Source organism: Sphingobacterium phlebotomi (assembly GCF_008180195.1).
Taxonomy (GTDB): Bacteria; Bacteroidota; Bacteroidia; order Sphingobacteriales; family Sphingobacteriaceae; genus Sphingobacterium; species Sphingobacterium phlebotomi.
Map to the genome: position 1 here is coordinate 89451 of NZ_VTAV01000002.1, position 17516 is coordinate 106966.

20 protein-coding genes and 1 tRNA gene are annotated in these 17516 nt (G+C 40.7%); 10 read left to right on the forward strand and 11 right to left on the reverse strand.

Annotation, left to right across the window (positions count from 1 at the left end):
• Nucleotides 1-26: 26 nt before the first annotated feature.
• A tRNA-Arg gene (locus FXV77_RS04435) sits at nt 27-98 on the reverse strand.
• Between the two features lie 179 nt (nt 99-277).
• Between FXV77_RS04435 and FXV77_RS04440 the strand changes: the two genes are divergently transcribed.
• The 6 genes from FXV77_RS04440 (at nt 278) to FXV77_RS04465 (ending at nt 6247) form a co-directional block, all read left to right on the forward strand.
• Nucleotides 278-910 carry a peroxiredoxin gene (locus FXV77_RS04440; protein ID WP_148918007.1) on the forward strand — a complete coding sequence of 211 codons (633 nt, stop codon included), beginning with the start codon at nt 278-280 and terminating at the stop codon, nt 908-910.
• Nucleotides 911-968: 58 nt separating this feature from the next.
• On the forward strand, nt 969-1283 hold the full coding sequence (locus tag FXV77_RS04445; RefSeq protein ID WP_148918008.1) for a thioredoxin family protein: 315 nt from the start codon (nt 969-971) through the stop codon (nt 1281-1283).
• The gene (locus FXV77_RS04450) at nt 1264-1521 is read left to right on the forward strand and encodes a DUF6952 family protein (RefSeq protein ID WP_148918009.1); all 258 of its coding nucleotides are present in this window, start codon (nt 1264-1266) and stop codon (nt 1519-1521) included. Before FXV77_RS04445 ends, FXV77_RS04450 begins: the two co-directional genes overlap by 20 nt.
• A gap of 259 nt (nt 1522-1780) precedes the next feature.
• Entirely contained in the window at nt 1781-4231 is a 2451-nt protein-coding gene (locus FXV77_RS04455; protein WP_148918010.1) for a PIG-L family deacetylase, read from the forward strand.
• A 15-nt stretch (nt 4232-4246) separates the two neighbouring features.
• Nucleotides 4247-4444, forward strand: a complete 198-nt coding sequence (locus FXV77_RS04460; RefSeq protein ID WP_148918011.1) for a hypothetical protein — start codon at nt 4247-4249, stop codon at nt 4442-4444.
• 105 nt (nt 4445-4549) lie between these two features.
• Entirely contained in the window at nt 4550-6247 is a 1698-nt protein-coding gene (locus FXV77_RS04465) for a sodium:solute symporter (RefSeq protein WP_148918012.1), read from the forward strand.
• Here the strand turns inward: FXV77_RS04465 and FXV77_RS04470 are convergent.
• The 8 genes from FXV77_RS04470 to FXV77_RS04505 form a co-directional block, all read right to left on the reverse strand.
• Nucleotides 6227-7150 (reverse strand): N-acetylmuramoyl-L-alanine amidase, encoded by a 924-nt coding sequence (locus tag FXV77_RS04470; RefSeq protein WP_246162267.1) that lies wholly within the window; start codon nt 7148-7150, stop codon nt 6227-6229. The two genes, FXV77_RS04465 and FXV77_RS04470, sit on opposite strands and share 21 nt — an antisense overlap.
• Before the next feature lie 11 nt (nt 7151-7161).
• Nucleotides 7162-8157: a DUF3078 domain-containing protein gene (locus FXV77_RS04475; RefSeq protein ID WP_148918013.1), complete on the reverse strand. Its 996-nt coding sequence runs from the start codon at nt 8155-8157 to the stop codon at nt 7162-7164.
• A 6-nt stretch (nt 8158-8163) separates the two neighbouring features.
• Entirely contained in the window at nt 8164-8916 is a 753-nt protein-coding gene (locus FXV77_RS04480; RefSeq protein ID WP_246162269.1) for a hypothetical protein, read from the reverse strand.
• A 97-nt stretch (nt 8917-9013) separates the two neighbouring features.
• The gene (locus FXV77_RS04485; protein WP_148918014.1) at nt 9014-9853 is read right to left on the reverse strand and encodes a glucosaminidase domain-containing protein; all 840 of its coding nucleotides are present in this window, start codon (nt 9851-9853) and stop codon (nt 9014-9016) included.
• A gap of 6 nt (nt 9854-9859) precedes the next feature.
• A complete protein-coding gene (locus tag FXV77_RS04490; protein ID WP_148918015.1) occupies nt 9860-10606 on the reverse strand; it encodes a glucosaminidase domain-containing protein in 747 nt (248 codons plus the stop codon).
• 22 nt (nt 10607-10628) lie between these two features.
• Entirely contained in the window at nt 10629-11264 is a 636-nt protein-coding gene (locus FXV77_RS04495) for an O-methyltransferase (protein WP_148918364.1), read from the reverse strand.
• Nucleotides 11265-11397: 133 nt separating this feature from the next.
• Nucleotides 11398-12030: a GTP cyclohydrolase I FolE gene (folE, locus tag FXV77_RS04500; protein WP_148918016.1), complete on the reverse strand. Its 633-nt coding sequence runs from the start codon at nt 12028-12030 to the stop codon at nt 11398-11400.
• Between the two features lie 26 nt (nt 12031-12056).
• The gene (locus FXV77_RS04505; RefSeq protein WP_148918017.1) at nt 12057-12470 is read right to left on the reverse strand and encodes a 6-pyruvoyl trahydropterin synthase family protein; all 414 of its coding nucleotides are present in this window, start codon (nt 12468-12470) and stop codon (nt 12057-12059) included.
• 66 nt (nt 12471-12536) lie between these two features.
• On the opposite strand from FXV77_RS04505, the gene FXV77_RS04510 reads away from it, so the two are divergent.
• From FXV77_RS04510 to FXV77_RS04520, 3 genes are all read left to right on the forward strand, one after another.
• Nucleotides 12537-13160, forward strand: a complete 624-nt coding sequence (locus tag FXV77_RS04510; protein WP_148918018.1) for a phosphorylase family protein — start codon at nt 12537-12539, stop codon at nt 13158-13160.
• Nucleotides 13161-13290: 130 nt separating this feature from the next.
• Nucleotides 13291-14277, forward strand: coding sequence for a pyruvate dehydrogenase complex E1 component subunit beta (locus FXV77_RS04515; protein ID WP_148918019.1), 987 nt, complete (start codon nt 13291-13293; stop codon nt 14275-14277).
• A 118-nt stretch (nt 14278-14395) separates the two neighbouring features.
• Entirely contained in the window at nt 14396-15154 is a 759-nt protein-coding gene (locus FXV77_RS04520; RefSeq protein WP_148918020.1) for a DUF6263 family protein, read from the forward strand.
• Nucleotides 15155-15201: 47 nt separating this feature from the next.
• On the opposite strand, the gene gcvH is transcribed toward FXV77_RS04520, so the two are convergent.
• Complete coding sequence (gcvH, locus tag FXV77_RS04525; protein WP_148918021.1) at nt 15202-15582, reverse strand: glycine cleavage system protein GcvH; 381 nt, start codon at nt 15580-15582, stop codon at nt 15202-15204.
• A gap of 81 nt (nt 15583-15663) precedes the next feature.
• Here gcvH and FXV77_RS04530 point away from each other — a divergent pair, with 81 nt between their 5' ends.
• On the forward strand, nt 15664-16860 hold the full coding sequence (locus FXV77_RS04530; RefSeq protein ID WP_148918022.1) for an anhydro-N-acetylmuramic acid kinase: 1197 nt from the start codon (nt 15664-15666) through the stop codon (nt 16858-16860).
• Here FXV77_RS04530 and FXV77_RS04535 read toward each other — a convergent pair.
• On the reverse strand, nt 16854-17516 hold the full coding sequence (locus FXV77_RS04535; RefSeq protein WP_148918023.1) for a DUF2461 domain-containing protein: 663 nt from the start codon (nt 17514-17516) through the stop codon (nt 16854-16856). The two genes, FXV77_RS04530 and FXV77_RS04535, sit on opposite strands and share 7 nt — an antisense overlap.

Below are 17516 nucleotides of genomic sequence, written 5' to 3' on the forward strand. Positions count from 1 at the left end.
GCAACCCACAGCATATAAAAAAATAGTAGCCCCGAGCAGAATCGAACTGCTATCAAATGTTTAGGAAACATCTATTCTATCCGTTGAACTACGGGGCCGACATAGATGGTTACAAAAATAGTTTTTTTTCTTAACTTATGCCATAACCATTAATTATATCTAACCGAACAGCCTTATAGATTTTGACAATATCATATAAAGATTTTTGATGTTTTTTTGACAATAAAAAGCCTACTTTTGTGGTGCAAAAAGAAAGAACAAAATAAATATAAGTATTATGAGTTTTACAGGTAAAAATTTTCCAAATATTGCAGTTGATGCAATTGATTATTTAGGTGACAACTTCACTGTTAACGTATTCGAGAAAGCGAAAGCAGAAAACAAAAAAGTATTGTTGTTCTGGTATCCAAAAGATTTCACCTTTGTATGTCCCACAGAATTGCATGCTTTCCAAGAACTTGCGGAAGAATTTGGGAAAAGAAATACAATTGTGATCGGAGCTTCTTGCGACTCCGCAGAGGTTCACTTTGCCTGGTTAAACACAGCAAAAGACAACGGTGGTATCGAAGGTGTAGAATATCCACTTATTGCTGACACCAACCGCAACTTATCAAGCGTATTGGGTATTTTAGAAATGAAAGAAGTAGAGCACCCAGAATACGGAACCTTGGTAGAAGGTTCTGCTGTTTCCTATCGTGCAACTTATCTTATCGATGAGACGGGAAAAGTATTCCACGAATCCGTAAATGATATGCCATTAGGCCGTAACGTAAAAGAATACATTCGTTTGATTGATGCCTATACGCACGTTCAAAAACACGGAGAAGTTTGTCCTGCGAACTGGGAAGAGGGTAAAGAAGCCATGAACGCTACACGTGAAGGCGTTGCTACTTACCTATCCGCAAACTAGTTAAAATATGCAAATCGAAAGGAGAGGTCCTCTCTCCTTTCTTAAAAATCAAAATTTTATGTTAAAAGAATTAGACAAAGACGCTCTACAAGAAGTTGTAGACAACAACAATACCGTAATGGTACAGTTTTCGGCATCCTGGTGTGGAAACTGCCGTATTATGAAACCAAAATTTAAAAAATTAGCTTCAGAAAATGACGGCGTAGCATTCGTAATCGTTGACGCAGAGAAATTTCCAGAATCCAGAAAGCTTGCAAACGTAAACAACTTGCCAACATTTGCTGCATATAAAGGAGGAAAGTTAGTAAATCAAGTACAAACAAATAAAATTGACGGATTAATCGAGTTATTAAATGAAGTTACCAGTAATTAAACATCTTATAGAGTTTATAGAGCAGAACGACGCAGATTTTGTGTTAGAAACTATCGAAACGCTAGAGGCACTGACGGAGGTTTCTTCATTAAAAGATGAGGAACTTGATGTAATCGGCGAATTGATTTCCAATATGTATGGCGCAATAGAAGTCGACAAACTCATTAAAGAAGGTACTCCTAAAAAAGAAGCATTAAACGGCTTTATGCAGCGGGTTCTCGGCTCTATCGACAAATAGGACGCACACAGCCTGTTCATAACTTCGCCTTTGTGGAAAAGTTTTTTGCCAACAAGAGAACAATTCCTATTTATTAATCCTATTTTTACTATCACTATAAGGTTACTATTTTAAAACTATCGACTGTTCCCGTTTGGTTTTTCAAAATTCGTTGGGTTGAATTGGAAGTTTTAGACAAAAGATTTTTAATTGTTGGTAAAAGGAATCAGAAATCATCTGATTCCTTTTATTTTTTTAAATATTTCCTATTTTAGGCATTATGAGACAACATATCATCTGCATTTTCTTTGCATTCTTTTTTGCTGTTCATTTTTCTTTAGCACAATCGGCATTTTCCAGCAGCTCATCAGCCATTCAGTTACAGATGGAAAGATTGAATGTTCTGGGTTCTGCTTTATATTTTGCCGCGCATCCCGATGATGAAAACACGAAGCTGATATCATACCTTGCTGCTGAACGTAAGGTTCGCACAGCTTACCTTTCGCTGACACGCGGCGACGGCGGTCAAAACTTAATCGGTACCGAACAAGGAATAGAATTAGGGTTGATACGCACACAGGAGCTTTTACAAGCACGAAAAGTGGATGGGGGAGAGCAGTACTTTTCTTCCGCATTCGATTTTGGCTTTTCCAAAACCTACGACGAGACCTTTAGTTTTTGGCAAAAACAAGAAGTCTTACGAGAGGCTGTATGGCTTATCCGAAAGCTGCAACCCGATGTGATTATTACGCGCTTTCCGCCAGATGAACGTGGCGGACATGGCCATCACCAAGCTTCTGCCATACTCGCGCATGAAGCTTTTATAGCTGCGGCCGATCCCAAAATGTTTCCGGAGCAGCTCAATGAAGTAAAACCCTGGCAGGCTAAACGCTTGCTCTGGAATACCGCTAGTTTTATGCGTCTCCAAGGAGATGATTCGAATCGACTGCGCATCGATATCGGTCAATACAACCCTTTATTGGGCAAATCATATGGTGAATTGTCTGCCATCAGCCGTTCACAGCACAAAAGCCAAGGCTTTGGTTCGGCAAGTACCAATGGTATATCACTCGAAACATTTGAAAACGTGGCCGGCACGAAGGCGACTGAAGATCTTTTCGACGATATTGATCTGTCTTGGAACCGCCTTCCCCACAGCGAACCCATCCAATTGGGAATCCAAAAGCTCTTGTCGTCTTTCATTGCAAACAAACCGCAGCGCTCTATTCCGCAGCTCGCCGCAATATGGCATGAAATCCAAAAACTGGAAGATGGCTACTGGAAAGAAAGAAAGAGCAAAGAGGTGGAAACTATTATGCTCGCTTGTGCCGGGATAAAAGTCGAAAGTCTTACGCCCAGATTACGCTTGGTTGAGCAACAGCCGATCAACTTTCAAACGGAAATCGTCGTGCGCAATCCCGATGTCCACGTGGAACTTTTGGGCATCAACGAAAATAAAATTGGACAAACACTCCCGACAAATGAAGTGACGACCTTTGAACAGGTTCTCCTTCCGACAGCCATCACCCAGCCTTACTGGTTGCGCAAACCCCACACACAGGGTAAATTTAGCGTCGATCCGCAGAACTTTGGTTATCCGATGAACCCTGATTTACCCACCGCCCATATTCATTTTAATTTGGCTGGCGTTCCCATACATATACAAACGCCTATACGATACCGCTATGTCGATCCTGTAAGGGGAGAGGTGCACGAATATGTAGAAATTGCACCAGCCGTTACCGCCACTTTCGACATCAATAACTTACTTGTTCAACAAGGTGAACGGAAAACTTTACAGGTTACATTCCAAAAGCATGTTGAAACAAACAAAGACATACAAGTCGCTATAAACCTTTCTTCTACAGGATGGAAAATAGCCCCCGAAAAATTGACGTTATCCTTTCCAAACGGACAAGATATCCTCTCAAAGACCATGGAGATAACCAACGTCGATGCCGGACAAAAGGAAGCTATATTGAGCTTGGCGGTCAACGGGAAAAAGATGAAAGACATCCGTGAAATTACCTACAATCATATCCCCCGGCAAACATGGTTCCCCGACGCCGAAGCAAAACTAAGACCTATTAAATTGGTTAATCCTGTAAAAAGAGTTGGTTATATCATGGGGGCAGGAGACCTTGTTCCGGAAGCTTTACGAAACATCGGCACCGCAGTTGATATACTAGATGTAACTAAAATCAGTTCAAATGTACTACAGCAGTACGATGCTATTGTATTTGGCGTACGCGCCTTAAACATCCATGCACGTATTACGCAAAAATTACCCTTGATTTATCATTACATACAGGAGGGTGGTGTCGTTTTAATGCAATATAACGTAAATTCTAGATTACAAGAAGAACACTTTTCACCTAAACCTGCACCCTTCACCATTACCCGCGCCAGAGTAACAGAAGAGGACGCGAAAGTAACGTTTACCGATCCTAAAGATCCGGTGTTGAACTATCCGAACAACATCACCGCGGAAGACTTCGACGGCTGGGTGCAGGAACGAGGGCTTTATTTTGCAGAAAACATAGATTCACATTATCGCACACCGCTTGCTATGGGCGACAAAAATGAACCACAACACCATGGTTCTTTACTCATATATCGAATGGGAAAAGGTAAATTTGTTTATACTTCCCTATCTTTTTTCAGACAATTGCCCGCCGGAGTTGCCGGAGCTAATAGATTATTTGTAAATTTGTTAGCAAAAGAGAAATAGAAACAATATAGTATAATGGAAAATCAAGTAGAAAACAACGCAAACCTAAACGTAAAAGGCATTATCCTATTGCTTGGAACAATATTCGGTGCATTGATTTCGATCATCGTAAAGGGTACTTTTTTAGGTTTTATCGGCGGTTTGGTGATTGGATTCGCGTTGGCGGTCTTCTTCATCAACGTAATCCTTCCACATAAACCAAGTGACAGATAAGGGCCTTCCACCATTTGTAAAAAGCTGGCGACAGTTCTATATACTCGTTTGTATATGGCTTGCGGCATGCATCTTACTCATGTATGGGTTCACTAAATATTATTCATGAGTACTATTGACTGGATAGTACTCTTTTTTACGCTCCTGCTCATTGTCGTCTACGGCATCTATAAGAGCAGGGGAATCAGAAACATCGATGGCTACATTGTCGGTGATCGCGAACTACCGTGGTACAACGTAGGGTTTTCCGTGATGGCGACACAGGCCAGTGCCATCACGTTTCTGTCGGCTCCTGGCCTCGCTTATTCCTCTGGAATGAGTTTTGCCCAGTTCTATTTTGGCTTGCCATTGGCCATGATTGTCCTGTGTATCACTTTTGTGCCCATCTTTCATCGATTAAGGGTCTATACCGCCTACGAATTCCTAGAAAAAAGATTTGACGTAAACACACGGGTACTCACCGCGCTGCTTTTTCTCATCCAGAGGGGTGTCTCCACAGGTATCACCATCTTCGCTCCCTCCATCATACTCTCCAGTATTTTACATCTTGATGTGACGTATACCACGCTGATTATTGGGACGATGGTCATCTTCTACACCGTTTGGGGCGGAACGAAAGCGGTTTCTTATTCCCAGCTGCTACAAATGGGCATCATTTTTACGGCCTTATTGGCTGCCGGGGTTATGGTTGTACATTACCTGCCTGCGGATATCGGCTTTAACGAAGCGTTACATATCGCAGGAAAATCGGGCAAGACCAACGCGATAGACTGGAGTTTCGATCTCAACAACCAATATACGGTATGGACTGGACTCATTGGCGGATTCTTCCTGCAACTTTCTTATTTCGGCACAGACCAAAGCCAAGTAGGACGATACTTAACGGGGTCGTCTATCCGGGATTCGAGGTTGGGACTTCTCCTGAATGGTCTCCTAAAAGTGCCGATGCAGTTTTGTATTTTATTGATTGGTATTCTCGTATTTGCTTACTACCAGTTCCATACGCCACCTTTATTTTTTAATAATGTAGAAGTTGCTAAAATCGAAAATAGCCAATATAGTGATGAATATGCCGCTATAATACAACGTCACGAGGCTATAGGTGAAGAAAAGAAAGAGTGGGTAGAAAAATTAGTCACGGCCATTAAAGCCGATGACTCCAAAACGATTGATGCTTCCCGTCAGGCCTTACAGGAGAAGAATCAGCAAGATCAGGTATTACGAAAAGAGGTGGAGGATCTATTGCAAAAAAATAATCCCGATGCGGAGCTTAATGATAACAATTATATTTTCCTTTCGTTCGTAACAAGCACCTTTCCAAAAGGACTTATCGGGTTATTGATTGCCATTATCTTCCTTGCGTCTATGGGAGCAACAGCCAGCGCTATAAACTCGCTGTCCTCCACCACTGTCGTAGACATCTATAAACGCTTTATCAACAAAAAAGGATCGGATAGGAGATACCTCAATGCGTCGAGATTATTTACATTGGTGTGGGGTATCATTACGCTTGCGGTGGCACTCTATGCCAGCCAGCTCGGCAACCTTTTAGAAGCCGTCAATATTTTAGGTTCGCTTTTCTACGGTACCATACTCGGTATTTTCCTTGTCGCTTTTTATGTGAAACGTATTGGAGGAAAGGCTGTATTTTGGGCTGCAGTACTTTCTGAAGTGGTTATTTTCGGTATCTGGAAAGCCGATATTATGGCCTACCTTTGGCTAAACTTGGTTGGTTGCGTCTGTGTGATTGTCTTCGGGTTGATTTTACAAACAATGTTCAAATCAAAAGTACCGTCGGTATAGATTATACAAAACCCGTCTGTCGTAGTCTGTCAATTCTTTACCGACATCAGTAACAATAAATTTGCGCTTAAATGCAACGATAGCCGCATGGAGGTTACTAACATCATAGCCAATGATACGGAGCGCGTCGACATAATTAAAGTTGTCTGCGGGAGGAACGAGGTTACTTTCGTCATACCAGACCCCGAAACCACGGTCTGCCAACCGTTTCCAAGGAAAAAATACGCTAGGATCATTCTTACGTGCCGGCGCCACATCGGCATGCCCTAGAAAATTGGTGAACGGTATTTGATATTTGGCTTTTAGCGTATCTAATAATGTCAAGAGTGCATTTATCTGGGCATCCGGAAAGGGTTCTCTTCCATTATTGTCCAACTCAATACCTAAAGATACAGAGTTCATATCTGTAATATTTCCCCATTTCGATCGACCGGCGTGCCAGGAACGCAGATAATCGTTCAACATCTGCACAACACGACCATCTTTACCGATTACATAATGCGCAGAGACCTTGGTATGCTCCAACTGAAATGTACGTATCGTTTGCGCTATGCTATGTTGTGCCGTATGGTGAATAATAACAAAATTTGGCTTTCTAATATCGTAATGGGCAGCTTCCGACCAGTCGGCATTCTTATTAATACCCTCACGCATCAACATCTTGATTTTATCTTCTGTGGTGATTGCTACCGGTAACGCCATAACTTGCTTTTCCGCTAACGACTCCGATATTGATGGCAGTTTTATAGAATCCGGATCGACTCTAATCGTATCTGCGCGGAGCACGGGTGCGTTTCCATTACGCAACACCCGCTGTTTTGGTGTGCCACAGGATGCAAACAGCCATAAAACGAAAATGAAATAACAAAAACCTCTCACGCGCAACAATACTTTCTCACTCAATCTATATAATACTATCTAGGTAATGTATAAGTCAAACCTAATGCCAAAGCTTGGCTATATTGTACCTTCACATCTTCGTCCGAATTATAAACCATAATACCGGTTAACGATACATTGACCAGATTAGTAACTTTAGCTGTTAAAACTGCATCCAAACGATGATCTGGGTCACTAAGTTCTTTATAGTCCGCAAACATATTATATCGTGCCTTGATATTGAGGTTCTTTGACAGATTCCTGTCTAAGTTAGCTGTTATTTGAAAAGCCAAATCATTCCTGAACCGAGCACCTTGATCAACACCAAATCGATCCTTTTCGTTTGCTTTTTGCGAAATCCGGTCGTCTAGAACCAATGTCTGTCTTGCTGTACCTGTACCTAAACGCAAAGAGAAGGTATTATCTGGCTTGTATTCCAAACCGAAAGATTCAGTAAAATAGCCAGGAGCCATAAACCTAGAAATAGTATCTGTAATAATCTCATCATTAGTTTCAGAATCCTTTCCATATTTATAACCCGCATCAAACTGGGATTCGAATGTTACCGAGAAATAGATCGCCCAATTTTGAGAAAGTTTATGTGCTATTTTATGATCCCAAAAAATTCGGTCGTTATTCTTTTTCGCCAGTTGGTCTTTATTTCTAATCTTGCCATATCTCAAGTCAATTTCCGTCACATACTGAAAGTTATTTTTATTGTATTCTGATTTATGCCAACCGAGTAAACCTATTGCAATAGAGTTTACCCCTCCTGCACTCCAGTTTTCGCTGAACGAAGCTTGATTCATGTTAACACCGAACTTCGTCCAGTGTTTCCAATAATTGACCTCCAAGTCCAACTTTGGAATGGGGACCATCACCTCTTGCAGATTAGTCACGGGTGCTTGTGGCTTCTCCACAATATTGGTATCTGGTTTTGCCCTTAATCCTTTAAGGTCGACCTGTGCAACACTTACCTGACTCATGACGAGCAAAAAAACAACGAACAGAAGGTTTATTTTTTTAAGCATGACGTTTTAATTATTTACTTCTAAATCAATTTCCGGTAATTTCGGTAAAAAGCGCAAGTTAGGATTTAATTTAAATATTTCATACTTGCTTCTGATATAAGTTGTCAATTCATAAGGCGAGGAAACAGAAGCAAAATAATAGGTCGGTCTATAATTACTCATAAAAATAGTGAGAGTCTCACCTGTTAACCCTGTAACATTACTAACGAGATCACGTGTAAATTTGGAATCAATTACATCTTCCTCATATTCTCGCTGAATAAAACGCGTCAGGCGACGTGCATTTTTTCCTTCCTGACTTAGCATATTGTATATGGATCCAATACTTAGTCCAGCCCCAGTCTGTCCGACACTAAATATGGACCCGGGATCAGCAAGCTTGTACGCTTTATTAAAATCTTCTCTCCGTTGCTGTAAAACGTCTTCCGGCGAGCGCCGCGCGACCACCTGTACTTCGGGGATATAAATGGAGGTACGATCTAAGTATACCATCAGCACCTGCTGTCCGGTATATTTTATCGTATCAGCTAAATATCCCTCTTTCGATGTAATAATTAAATTTCCTAAAGAAACCCCGATTTCAAATTCACCACGTGCATTATTGAATGTATTTTCTTTTGTGTCGTCGTTTTTGATAAAAGCCTTTCCTACCCGTTGATTGGTACCTTTGTCAAATACGATTCCCTGCACCGTTTTGGTCTGCGCTACCACTCCAATGGGCATATAGAAAAACAAATAAAATAAGAGTATATGCTTCAAGGTTTCCACTTTATAAAACTAAGGGAAAAGTAGCTTATAATACGAAATTTTAACATTTTTTAGCCCGTAACAGCGCTGCATTTTAACTGTTGTTACGTTATTTCGTGATAACCAATAATTGACCAACAGACAGATCATCAGAAGATAAGCCATTTAGTTGTTTGATTTGGTCCATACTCACACCATGACGTTGGCTAATACTGTAGAGTGTATCTGTTGCTTTTACTTCATAAATGACCATCGCTACTGCATTTTTAATCACTTCGGTATTCATGGTGGCCTCCGGTTCTTTGATCTCCCTTTCATGGATGATATCCTCTACTTGCTCTTCCCGCTTCTCTTTAGTAGCATAGGATACTTCCGGTCTATCGTATTGATAAAGCTGATACCGCTCTATCAAATTGATAAGCAATTCGGGATAGCGAGGATTTGTAGCGTATCCCGCTTCTTTCAATCCTTTTGCCCAACCTTTGTAGTCGTTCTTATCCAATGTAAAAAGTTTTTCATAGCGTTTTCTCAATAGAAACTGGCTATGATCCCGAAACGAATGTTCTGGGTTATTATATACACGAAAACAATCCCGCACGTGGTCATCTGGGCGTGTAACTGATTTTCCTTGCCATACACCCCCACATTTTATTCCAAAGTGATTATTGGCCTCTCGCGCTAGATAGCTATTTCCATTTCCCGATTCCAATAGCGCTTGTGCCAACTTTATGCTGGCAGGAATACCGTATTGGTTCATTTCGGCAATAGCAATATCCTTATATTGCTCGATATACGTTAGTCCAGATGTTGACGTAGTTACCGGAGTCCGACCTTGGTCTGTCTTATTTTTTCCGTAATTCGGATGTTGTAATGTTGTTTTACGTGAAGCGCAAGAACCGAATACCAGTATGACAGTAACGAGCAGTAGAAATAAGGCCTTGTTCTTCATTTTTGATTATAACAACAAACGCTGACCTATTGATAGGTTCGACGATTGCAAATTATTTCGTCTTTTTAACGCTTCTACAGATGTATTGTAACGTGTTGCCAATTCCGTAAGTGTGTCTCCTTTTGTTACGACATGGGATTCACCCGATGTAAAACCTGCAGACGTGTCATTAGCTTCCATAGAACTCAGCAATATGTCCTGTTGAATTTTTGCTGCACCACTTTTGGCTAACATTCCTTTTGCAACGGGTTGCTGTTCTTTTTGATCATATTTATCCAGATTATAGCGTCTAATAGTCGCCAATACTTTAGGTGTCCAGCTGCTTAAACTCGTATAGCCGGCCCGGAAAATACCTTTGACCCAACCCTCATAATCGTCTGAATCATACTTATCAAAAAGTACCCTGTTTGCTTTTCGGCGTTGCATTAGCCCCACAAAGTCGCGATAGGATTCTTCGGCAGATCCATATCCTTTATACGCCGAGCGAATGGCTTTACTGTTATTTTTTCCTTTGATTCCGAAATGATTATTAAGATGTTTCGCTACGCGGCTGTTGCCATAAGCACTCTCGTGAAAAGCTACCGCTAAAATAACAGAAGCTGGCACTCCTGTTTCGTTCATCAATTGTTGAGCTAAGTCTTTATGCTCTGCAATATAACTACTTGGTGAAAATTTTTGTGCAATGGTCGTAGTGACCGTAAACACAAACATTAGTAGTATCGTTACATACTTACCAATACTTGTTTTTTGCATATCATTTATTTTTGTCCAACCATTACTTTTTGCGTAATACAAAAAGTCCATCTCTAATGGGCAAAATCAGCTTTTCTACACGGCTGTCTTTTGCCAAGGTTTCATTTAGTTCAATTACTTTTCTTGTTTGGTTATCCGGATTATCCGTCAAAACCTTCCCTTTCCATAGCACATTATCTATTAAGATCAATCCTCCACTGGAAACGCGATCAATAAGCGTTTCAAAATAATAAAGGTTTCTCTTTTTGTCGGCATCAATAAACACCAAATCAAAATTCCCTTCTATTGTGGGAATAATTTCGGCGGCATCTCCAATATGATATTTTATTTGCTCCCGAAAAGACGAAGTATCAAAATAACCTTGTACACGTTCTTCCAATTCTTCATTGATGTCGATGGTATGCAGCATCCCCTCTTCATCAAGCCCCTCTGCCAAACACAGTGTGGCATACCCCGTGAACGTACCTATTTCCAATATTCTTTTGGGCTTCACGAGTTTAGCCAACATAGAAAGAACTCTTCCTTGAAAATGACCAGATAACATGTGTGGCATCGCTTCACGCAAATAAGTCTCCCTATCTATCCGCTTTAGAAGCTCACTTTCTGTATCACATGTCTTCTCTAAATACGCATTTAATGCGTCTTCATTTCCAAGCATAGTCGCAAAAATACGAAGTAACACCCTATTACAAAAAATTTTAACATAAATTAAAGCTCCTGTCGTGTAACCAAAATAATTAAAAAAAGCCCTTTTTGATATCAAAAAGGGCTTTTTTTGGCACAATATTCCACTAATCCAGCGAGGCTGTAATCAGTCTTAGAAATTCCGATCGTGTAACATCGTTTTGGAAAGCTCCAGTAAAGGCAGAGGTGGTCGTAACTGAATTTTGCTTCTGCACACCGCGCATTGCCATACACATGTGTTTACATTCCATCACTACCGCAACACCTGCTGGCTTTAACGTTTGTTGTATACAATCCCGTATTTCATTTGTCAATCGTTCCTGTACTTGTAGACGTCGCGCAAATGCATCCACAACACGAGGGATCTTGCTCAAACCTACAATATGCCCGTTAGGGATATAAGCAATATGCGCTTTTCCAAAAAAGGGAAGCATGTGGTGTTCGCACATCGAATAAATCTCGATATCTTTCACCACCACCATCTGGCTATACTCTTCTTCAAACATGGCGCTCCGCAATACTTCTGCTGCATCAACATCGTATCCATGTGTTAAAAACTGCAAGGCTTTAGCGACACGCTCGGGTGTCTTAATCAATCCCTCCCTTTCCGGATTTTCACCAATAGCCCGTAAAATAGCAGGATAATAGCCTGCAATTTCTTCTACTTGTTTTTGATTATACTGATCGATTTTGATATAACCATCTTGTTCTTCGCTTTCGAAGGATGTTAGATTACTCATTTGTTTAAATTAAAAATGGCACTTATTTATTCACCAAAATATTCGACAAAATTATTCTCTGTTTCGTACAGCTTGACAGCGTGCAATTGTACATTTTCCTGATCAAAATACGGTTTTAACACATGGAAAATCTCCATGGCAATGACTTCGGTGGAGGCCTTCTTGCCTTTCATGAAATCAACATCAAGGTTCACATTTTTATGATCCAACTTACTGATGACATGCTTCAAAATGATGCTTTTCATCTTTTTGAGATCGATTAAGAAACCTGTCTCGGGGTTTATCTCGCCTTTTACCGTCACAAAAAGCTCATAGTTGTGACCATGCCAGTTAGGGTTTGAACAATTGCCAAATACAGCCTCATTTTGCTCCTGAGACCAATCTTCCCGATATAGCTTATGTGCCGCGCTGAACCGTTCGCGTCTCGTGATATGAATCATAAGAACAAAGATAGGGGATAAAAACTAGATTCTTAGTATCTTCACCCTCTAAAGCGATTGATCCACATGACGATTTTAGTTGTAGCCGCCACTATGGAAGAAATAGAACCTTCTCTCTCTTTTTTGGAAGATAACGGTATAACGTATCTCATTACGGGAGTAGGCATGGTTTCCACGACCTATGCCTTAACCAAGTATTTGCAACAACATAAAGTTGATTTACTTCTCCATGTTGGAATCGGAGGGATACTGGATCAGTCAGCATGCCTGGGGGAGGTATACCAGATACTTACCGATGAAATATTTGGATTGGGGGCCGACAACAATGGCTCATTTGTACCAATAGAAGAACTTGGTTTCGGAAAACGGATATATACACAGCATCCACCTGCCAATATGCAGCTTCCCGACGTGGATAAAGCACAAGGTATTACCGTTAATCGCGTGCATGGTGCACCAGACAACATCATTCGGCTACAACAGCAATATCAAAAGCTCTTGATTGAATCTATGGAGGGTGCTGCGGTGTTCTTCGTTGCCGAGCAGGAGAAAATTTACTGTCTGCAATTCCGGGCTACTTCTAATTATATTGAGCCCAGAAATCGGGATGCCTGGGAAATTGGATTAGCTGTCAAGAACTTGAATGTTTTTTTACAGCAGCTTTTAGGGTTTTTAAATCAAGGGGGATAAACTTTTTCCCTATTGTCAAAACAATTCTATATTTCCATTGCGTTCACGCTTTTTTACGTATAATCCATTACGAAATATCAAATTATTTAGTAGTTTTGCGATATTCAAAAAAGACACAATTTTACAACTGATGAGAGAAATACAATTCAGAGAAGCGCTTCGTGAAGCTATGAACGAAGAGATGCGTAAAGATGATAAAATATTCTTGATGGGCGAGGAAGTCGCGGAATACAATGGAGCTTATAAAGTGAGCCAGGGTATGCTGGATGAGTTTGGAGCGAAACGTATTATCGACACACCCATAGCGGAGCTTGGTTTTGCAGGTATCGGTGTCGGTGCGGCAATGAACGGCCTGAAACCCATTATTGAATTTATGACGTTCAATTTCTCCTTGGTTGCAATCGACCAAGTCATCAATTCAGCTGCAAAATTGCATCAGATGAGTGGCGGACAATTCTCTTGTCCAATTGTTTTCCGCGGACCAACAGGTAACGCCGGACAGTTGGGTGCACAGCACTCACAAAATTTCGAGAACTGGTATGCAAATACGCCCGGCTTGAAAGTTGTTATTCCTTCCAATCCTTATGATGCGAAAGGGTTGTTGAAAACATCCATCCTCGATCCAGATCCTGTCATCTTTATGGAATCAGAGGTAATGTATGGCGATAAAGGGGAAGTTCCGGAAGAAGAATACTATTTACCTATCGGTAAAGCACACACGATACAAGAAGGTACAGACGTAACCGTGGTCTCTTTTGGTAAAATGGTTCCTCGTGTGGTTATCCCGGCTGTAGAGGAATTGACAAAAGAAGGTATTAGCATAGAGTTGATCGATTTACGTTCCGTACGTCCTATTGATTATCACGCGATCATAGAATCAGTGAAAAAAACCAACCGTTTAGTGGTCGTAGAAGAGGCTTGGCCATTAGCGTCTATTTCTGGTGAAATCGCATTTAAGGTTCAGAAAGATGCTTTCGACTATCTTGATGCACCGGTTATCCGAGTGACATCCGCAGATGTGCCTCTTGGTTATGCCCCTACGCTGGTAGAAGCAAGTTTACCAAACATAGCTAAAGTGGTGAAGGCGGTAAAAGAAGTGTCTTATATTACCAAGTAATCATACCTCTCTGAGGGTTAATAATAAGAAAGGTCTTCCATATACAATATAGGAAGACCTTTTTATTTCTCTCTTTTATTCAATTTTCCCTATATTCACGCTCCATTAATATACACAAATGAAAACATTCTTTATTACAAGCCTTGCCTTATGCATAAGCTTCTTCACTTTTGCTCAAGAAGCCGTAGATTTTAAACTCAACCCCGAAGTCGGAAAACCTCTTCAGTTTAATATGCTCATGAAAACAGATGTAGATGGTCCACAAAGTGTCATTATGGATATGACAATGAAAATGGAATTGCTCCCGGCAAAAAAAGAAAACGAAAATTTCACCCTAGAAAATGTAATCAAAGCTGTCAAAGTAGATATAAACGCGGGGATGAACACGATGTCATATGATTCAGAAACTCCCTCTACCGACGAAACAACAAAAATGTTAGGAGATGAATTCTCAAAAATAATTGACCAGAAAATTTCATCGGTGATTACTGAGAAAGGCAAAACAATGGAGATTGATTTACCTTCGAGCATTGCGGCACAAGGTTTTGATGCAAATTCTTTCTCTAATATTTCCCCTTCTTTTCCTGATAAAGCTGTAGCCCCCGGAGAATCTTGGGACAGCACAGCCGAAATGGAAGAGCACCCCTTAATTTCAAAAATGGAGATGTTTTCTACCTATAGGGAAGAGAACAAAGACGGTTATGTTATTGATGTTAAAGGCAAAATACTGGATACATCTGGCAATGAAATCGGAACGATATCAGGAGACTATACCCTAGATAAGAAAACTCACTTTACAAAAAATAGTACCATAAAAACAAGTCTAGAGGTTCAAGGCACTAAAATAATCAGTGATGTGGAAATGACGGTGGAATAGAGATAAAAAAGCCCCTTTTCTTTGGAAAGGGGCTTTTTTAACCTATTTTAAGCATTTATTTCCTCTTTATATCCATCTGCTGATAACAAGGTATCCACATCAGACGGATCACTCAGTTTCACACGGATAATCCAACCTTCACCATATGGATCTGTGTTTACCAATTCTGGTGAAGTATCAATCCCGTCATTCACTTCTAGTACCGTTGCATTCACGGGCATAAACAAGTCCGAAACCGTTTTAACAGCTTCAACTGTACCAAACACTTCATTCGCAGCAACTTCTTCTCCTACGGTATTGATATCGACAAAAACAATGTCGCCTAGTTCGCGTTGCGCGAAATCTGTAATCCCAATAACGGCTTCGTCACCTTCTACACGAATCCATTCGTGATCTTTCGTGTATTTTAATTCTGCTGGAAAATTCATATGTATAATATTTGTCCAAAAATATAATTATCTACCGAAATAACCAAAATTTCATATCTTTCTTAACTATCTTCGTTCCATATGAATCCACAAATTGAAAAACTGTATCATATAGCGCAACAAAAAGAGCGACGTATTATCGGACTAATGTCTGGAACATCATTGGACGGCTTAGATATCGCATTGTGCCGTATAGGTAATAGTGGTCAAGAAACGACATTATTTCTCGAAAACTTTATCACCATTCCCTATAATACTATTTTTCGTCAACACGTTCGGGAAATATTCGCCAAACGTCAAATAGATCAACAGGTACTTTGCGGTTTACACGCCTATATCGGAAAAATACACGGAGCATTCATCAACCAGGCATTGAAGCAATGGAATGTCCTTCCATCAGATGTGGATTTAATCGCCAGTCATGGTCAGACCGTTTACCACGCACCTCAACGTCTGACAGGGCAAACAAATTTTCCCAATAGCACCTTACAAATTGGAGATGGCGATCATATTGCCCACATAACAGGGATATTAACGCTATCGGATTTTCGACAAAAACACGTGGCGGCAGGGGGAGAGGGAGCGCCATTAGCTGCCTATGGTGATCATCTTCTTTTTACCGCGGAAACGGAAAATAGATTTCTACTTAATATAGGCGGTATTTCTAACTTTACCTTCCTCCCTAAACAGGGAAGTAGCCTAAAAGCTTATGCTACAGACCTAGGACCAGGGAATACCATGATGAATCAATTTGTGTTCGAACAATTTGGGTTGGAAATGGACCAAAATGCCCAAATTGCCAAAAAAGGCATGGTGAATACTGCTCTTTTAAAAGCTTTGTTAACAACCTCTTTTTTAGGTGCGGAGTTTCCGAAAACCACCGGGCCGGAACTGTTTAATTTAGCCTATTTGAAAAATGCACAGTCTGTTTCCAATACATCTTCACTTACTCCGGAAGATATCTTGGCGACGCTAAACAAGTTTGCTGCGCAAGCTATAACAGATGGCATCAAACGAACGTCGAAAGATCTTGAAAATGTACATATATATGTTAGTGGGGGAGGTGTGCACAACCCTTTACTGATGAAAAACATCCGCGAAGCCCTTCCGTCGATGTCTGTATCCTCCTTCAGCTCTTTGGGATTAAATCCAGATGTCAAGGAAGCCTGTCTCTTTGCCCTTCTTGCCAACGAAACAATAGCAGGTTCACCGTCTCATGTGCAACAGATTAACGATTCCCCTGCCGTATGCATGGGTAAAATTAGCCTACCTTATTGATCTAAAGCCTGGTGGATAAAACGTTTAAAGGGTAAAATCCGTTTTGCTGTATCGACAACCTTCTGTAAAGATTTAGTCCCTGTTATTTCTGCGTCGGTAAAGGATTGGTATAAGATAAAGCTCTTTAGCTTCAGCACCTCGATGTGGGGGTCATCTTCACTGTAACCTGCAGGAGCTCTTTTTAACTTATCTTCGGTGGATAGATCTGCTACTGTCCAATCTCCTTGTGCCAGTGCATCAACCATCTCTTGATAACTGTAATCTATTTCTTGTCGAATAGCACTCAAATGATGCTTCTCGGGACGCCAATATCCCGCTGCCAAAAAATGCTTACCTGGCTCGATATGCAGGTAGTACTCCGGGCCATCCAATTTCCGTCCATCTACCGAAATACCCGCCGCAAACCACGTCTTATACGGCGTTTTATCTTTTGAAAACCGGGTATCACGATATATTCTAAACAAACAGCGCGAAGCTTGTATATCTGTATTGATATGAGGGTCAAACTCCGATAGTTCAACAATAAGCTGTGTAATATAATCCTTTACATTCGCCAATACTGTTTCATATATCGTCTTATTTTCCTGAAACCATTCCCGGTTATTGTTTTCCCGAAGTTGGTTTAAAAAGTCCAATGTTTGTTTTTCTATCTTCAT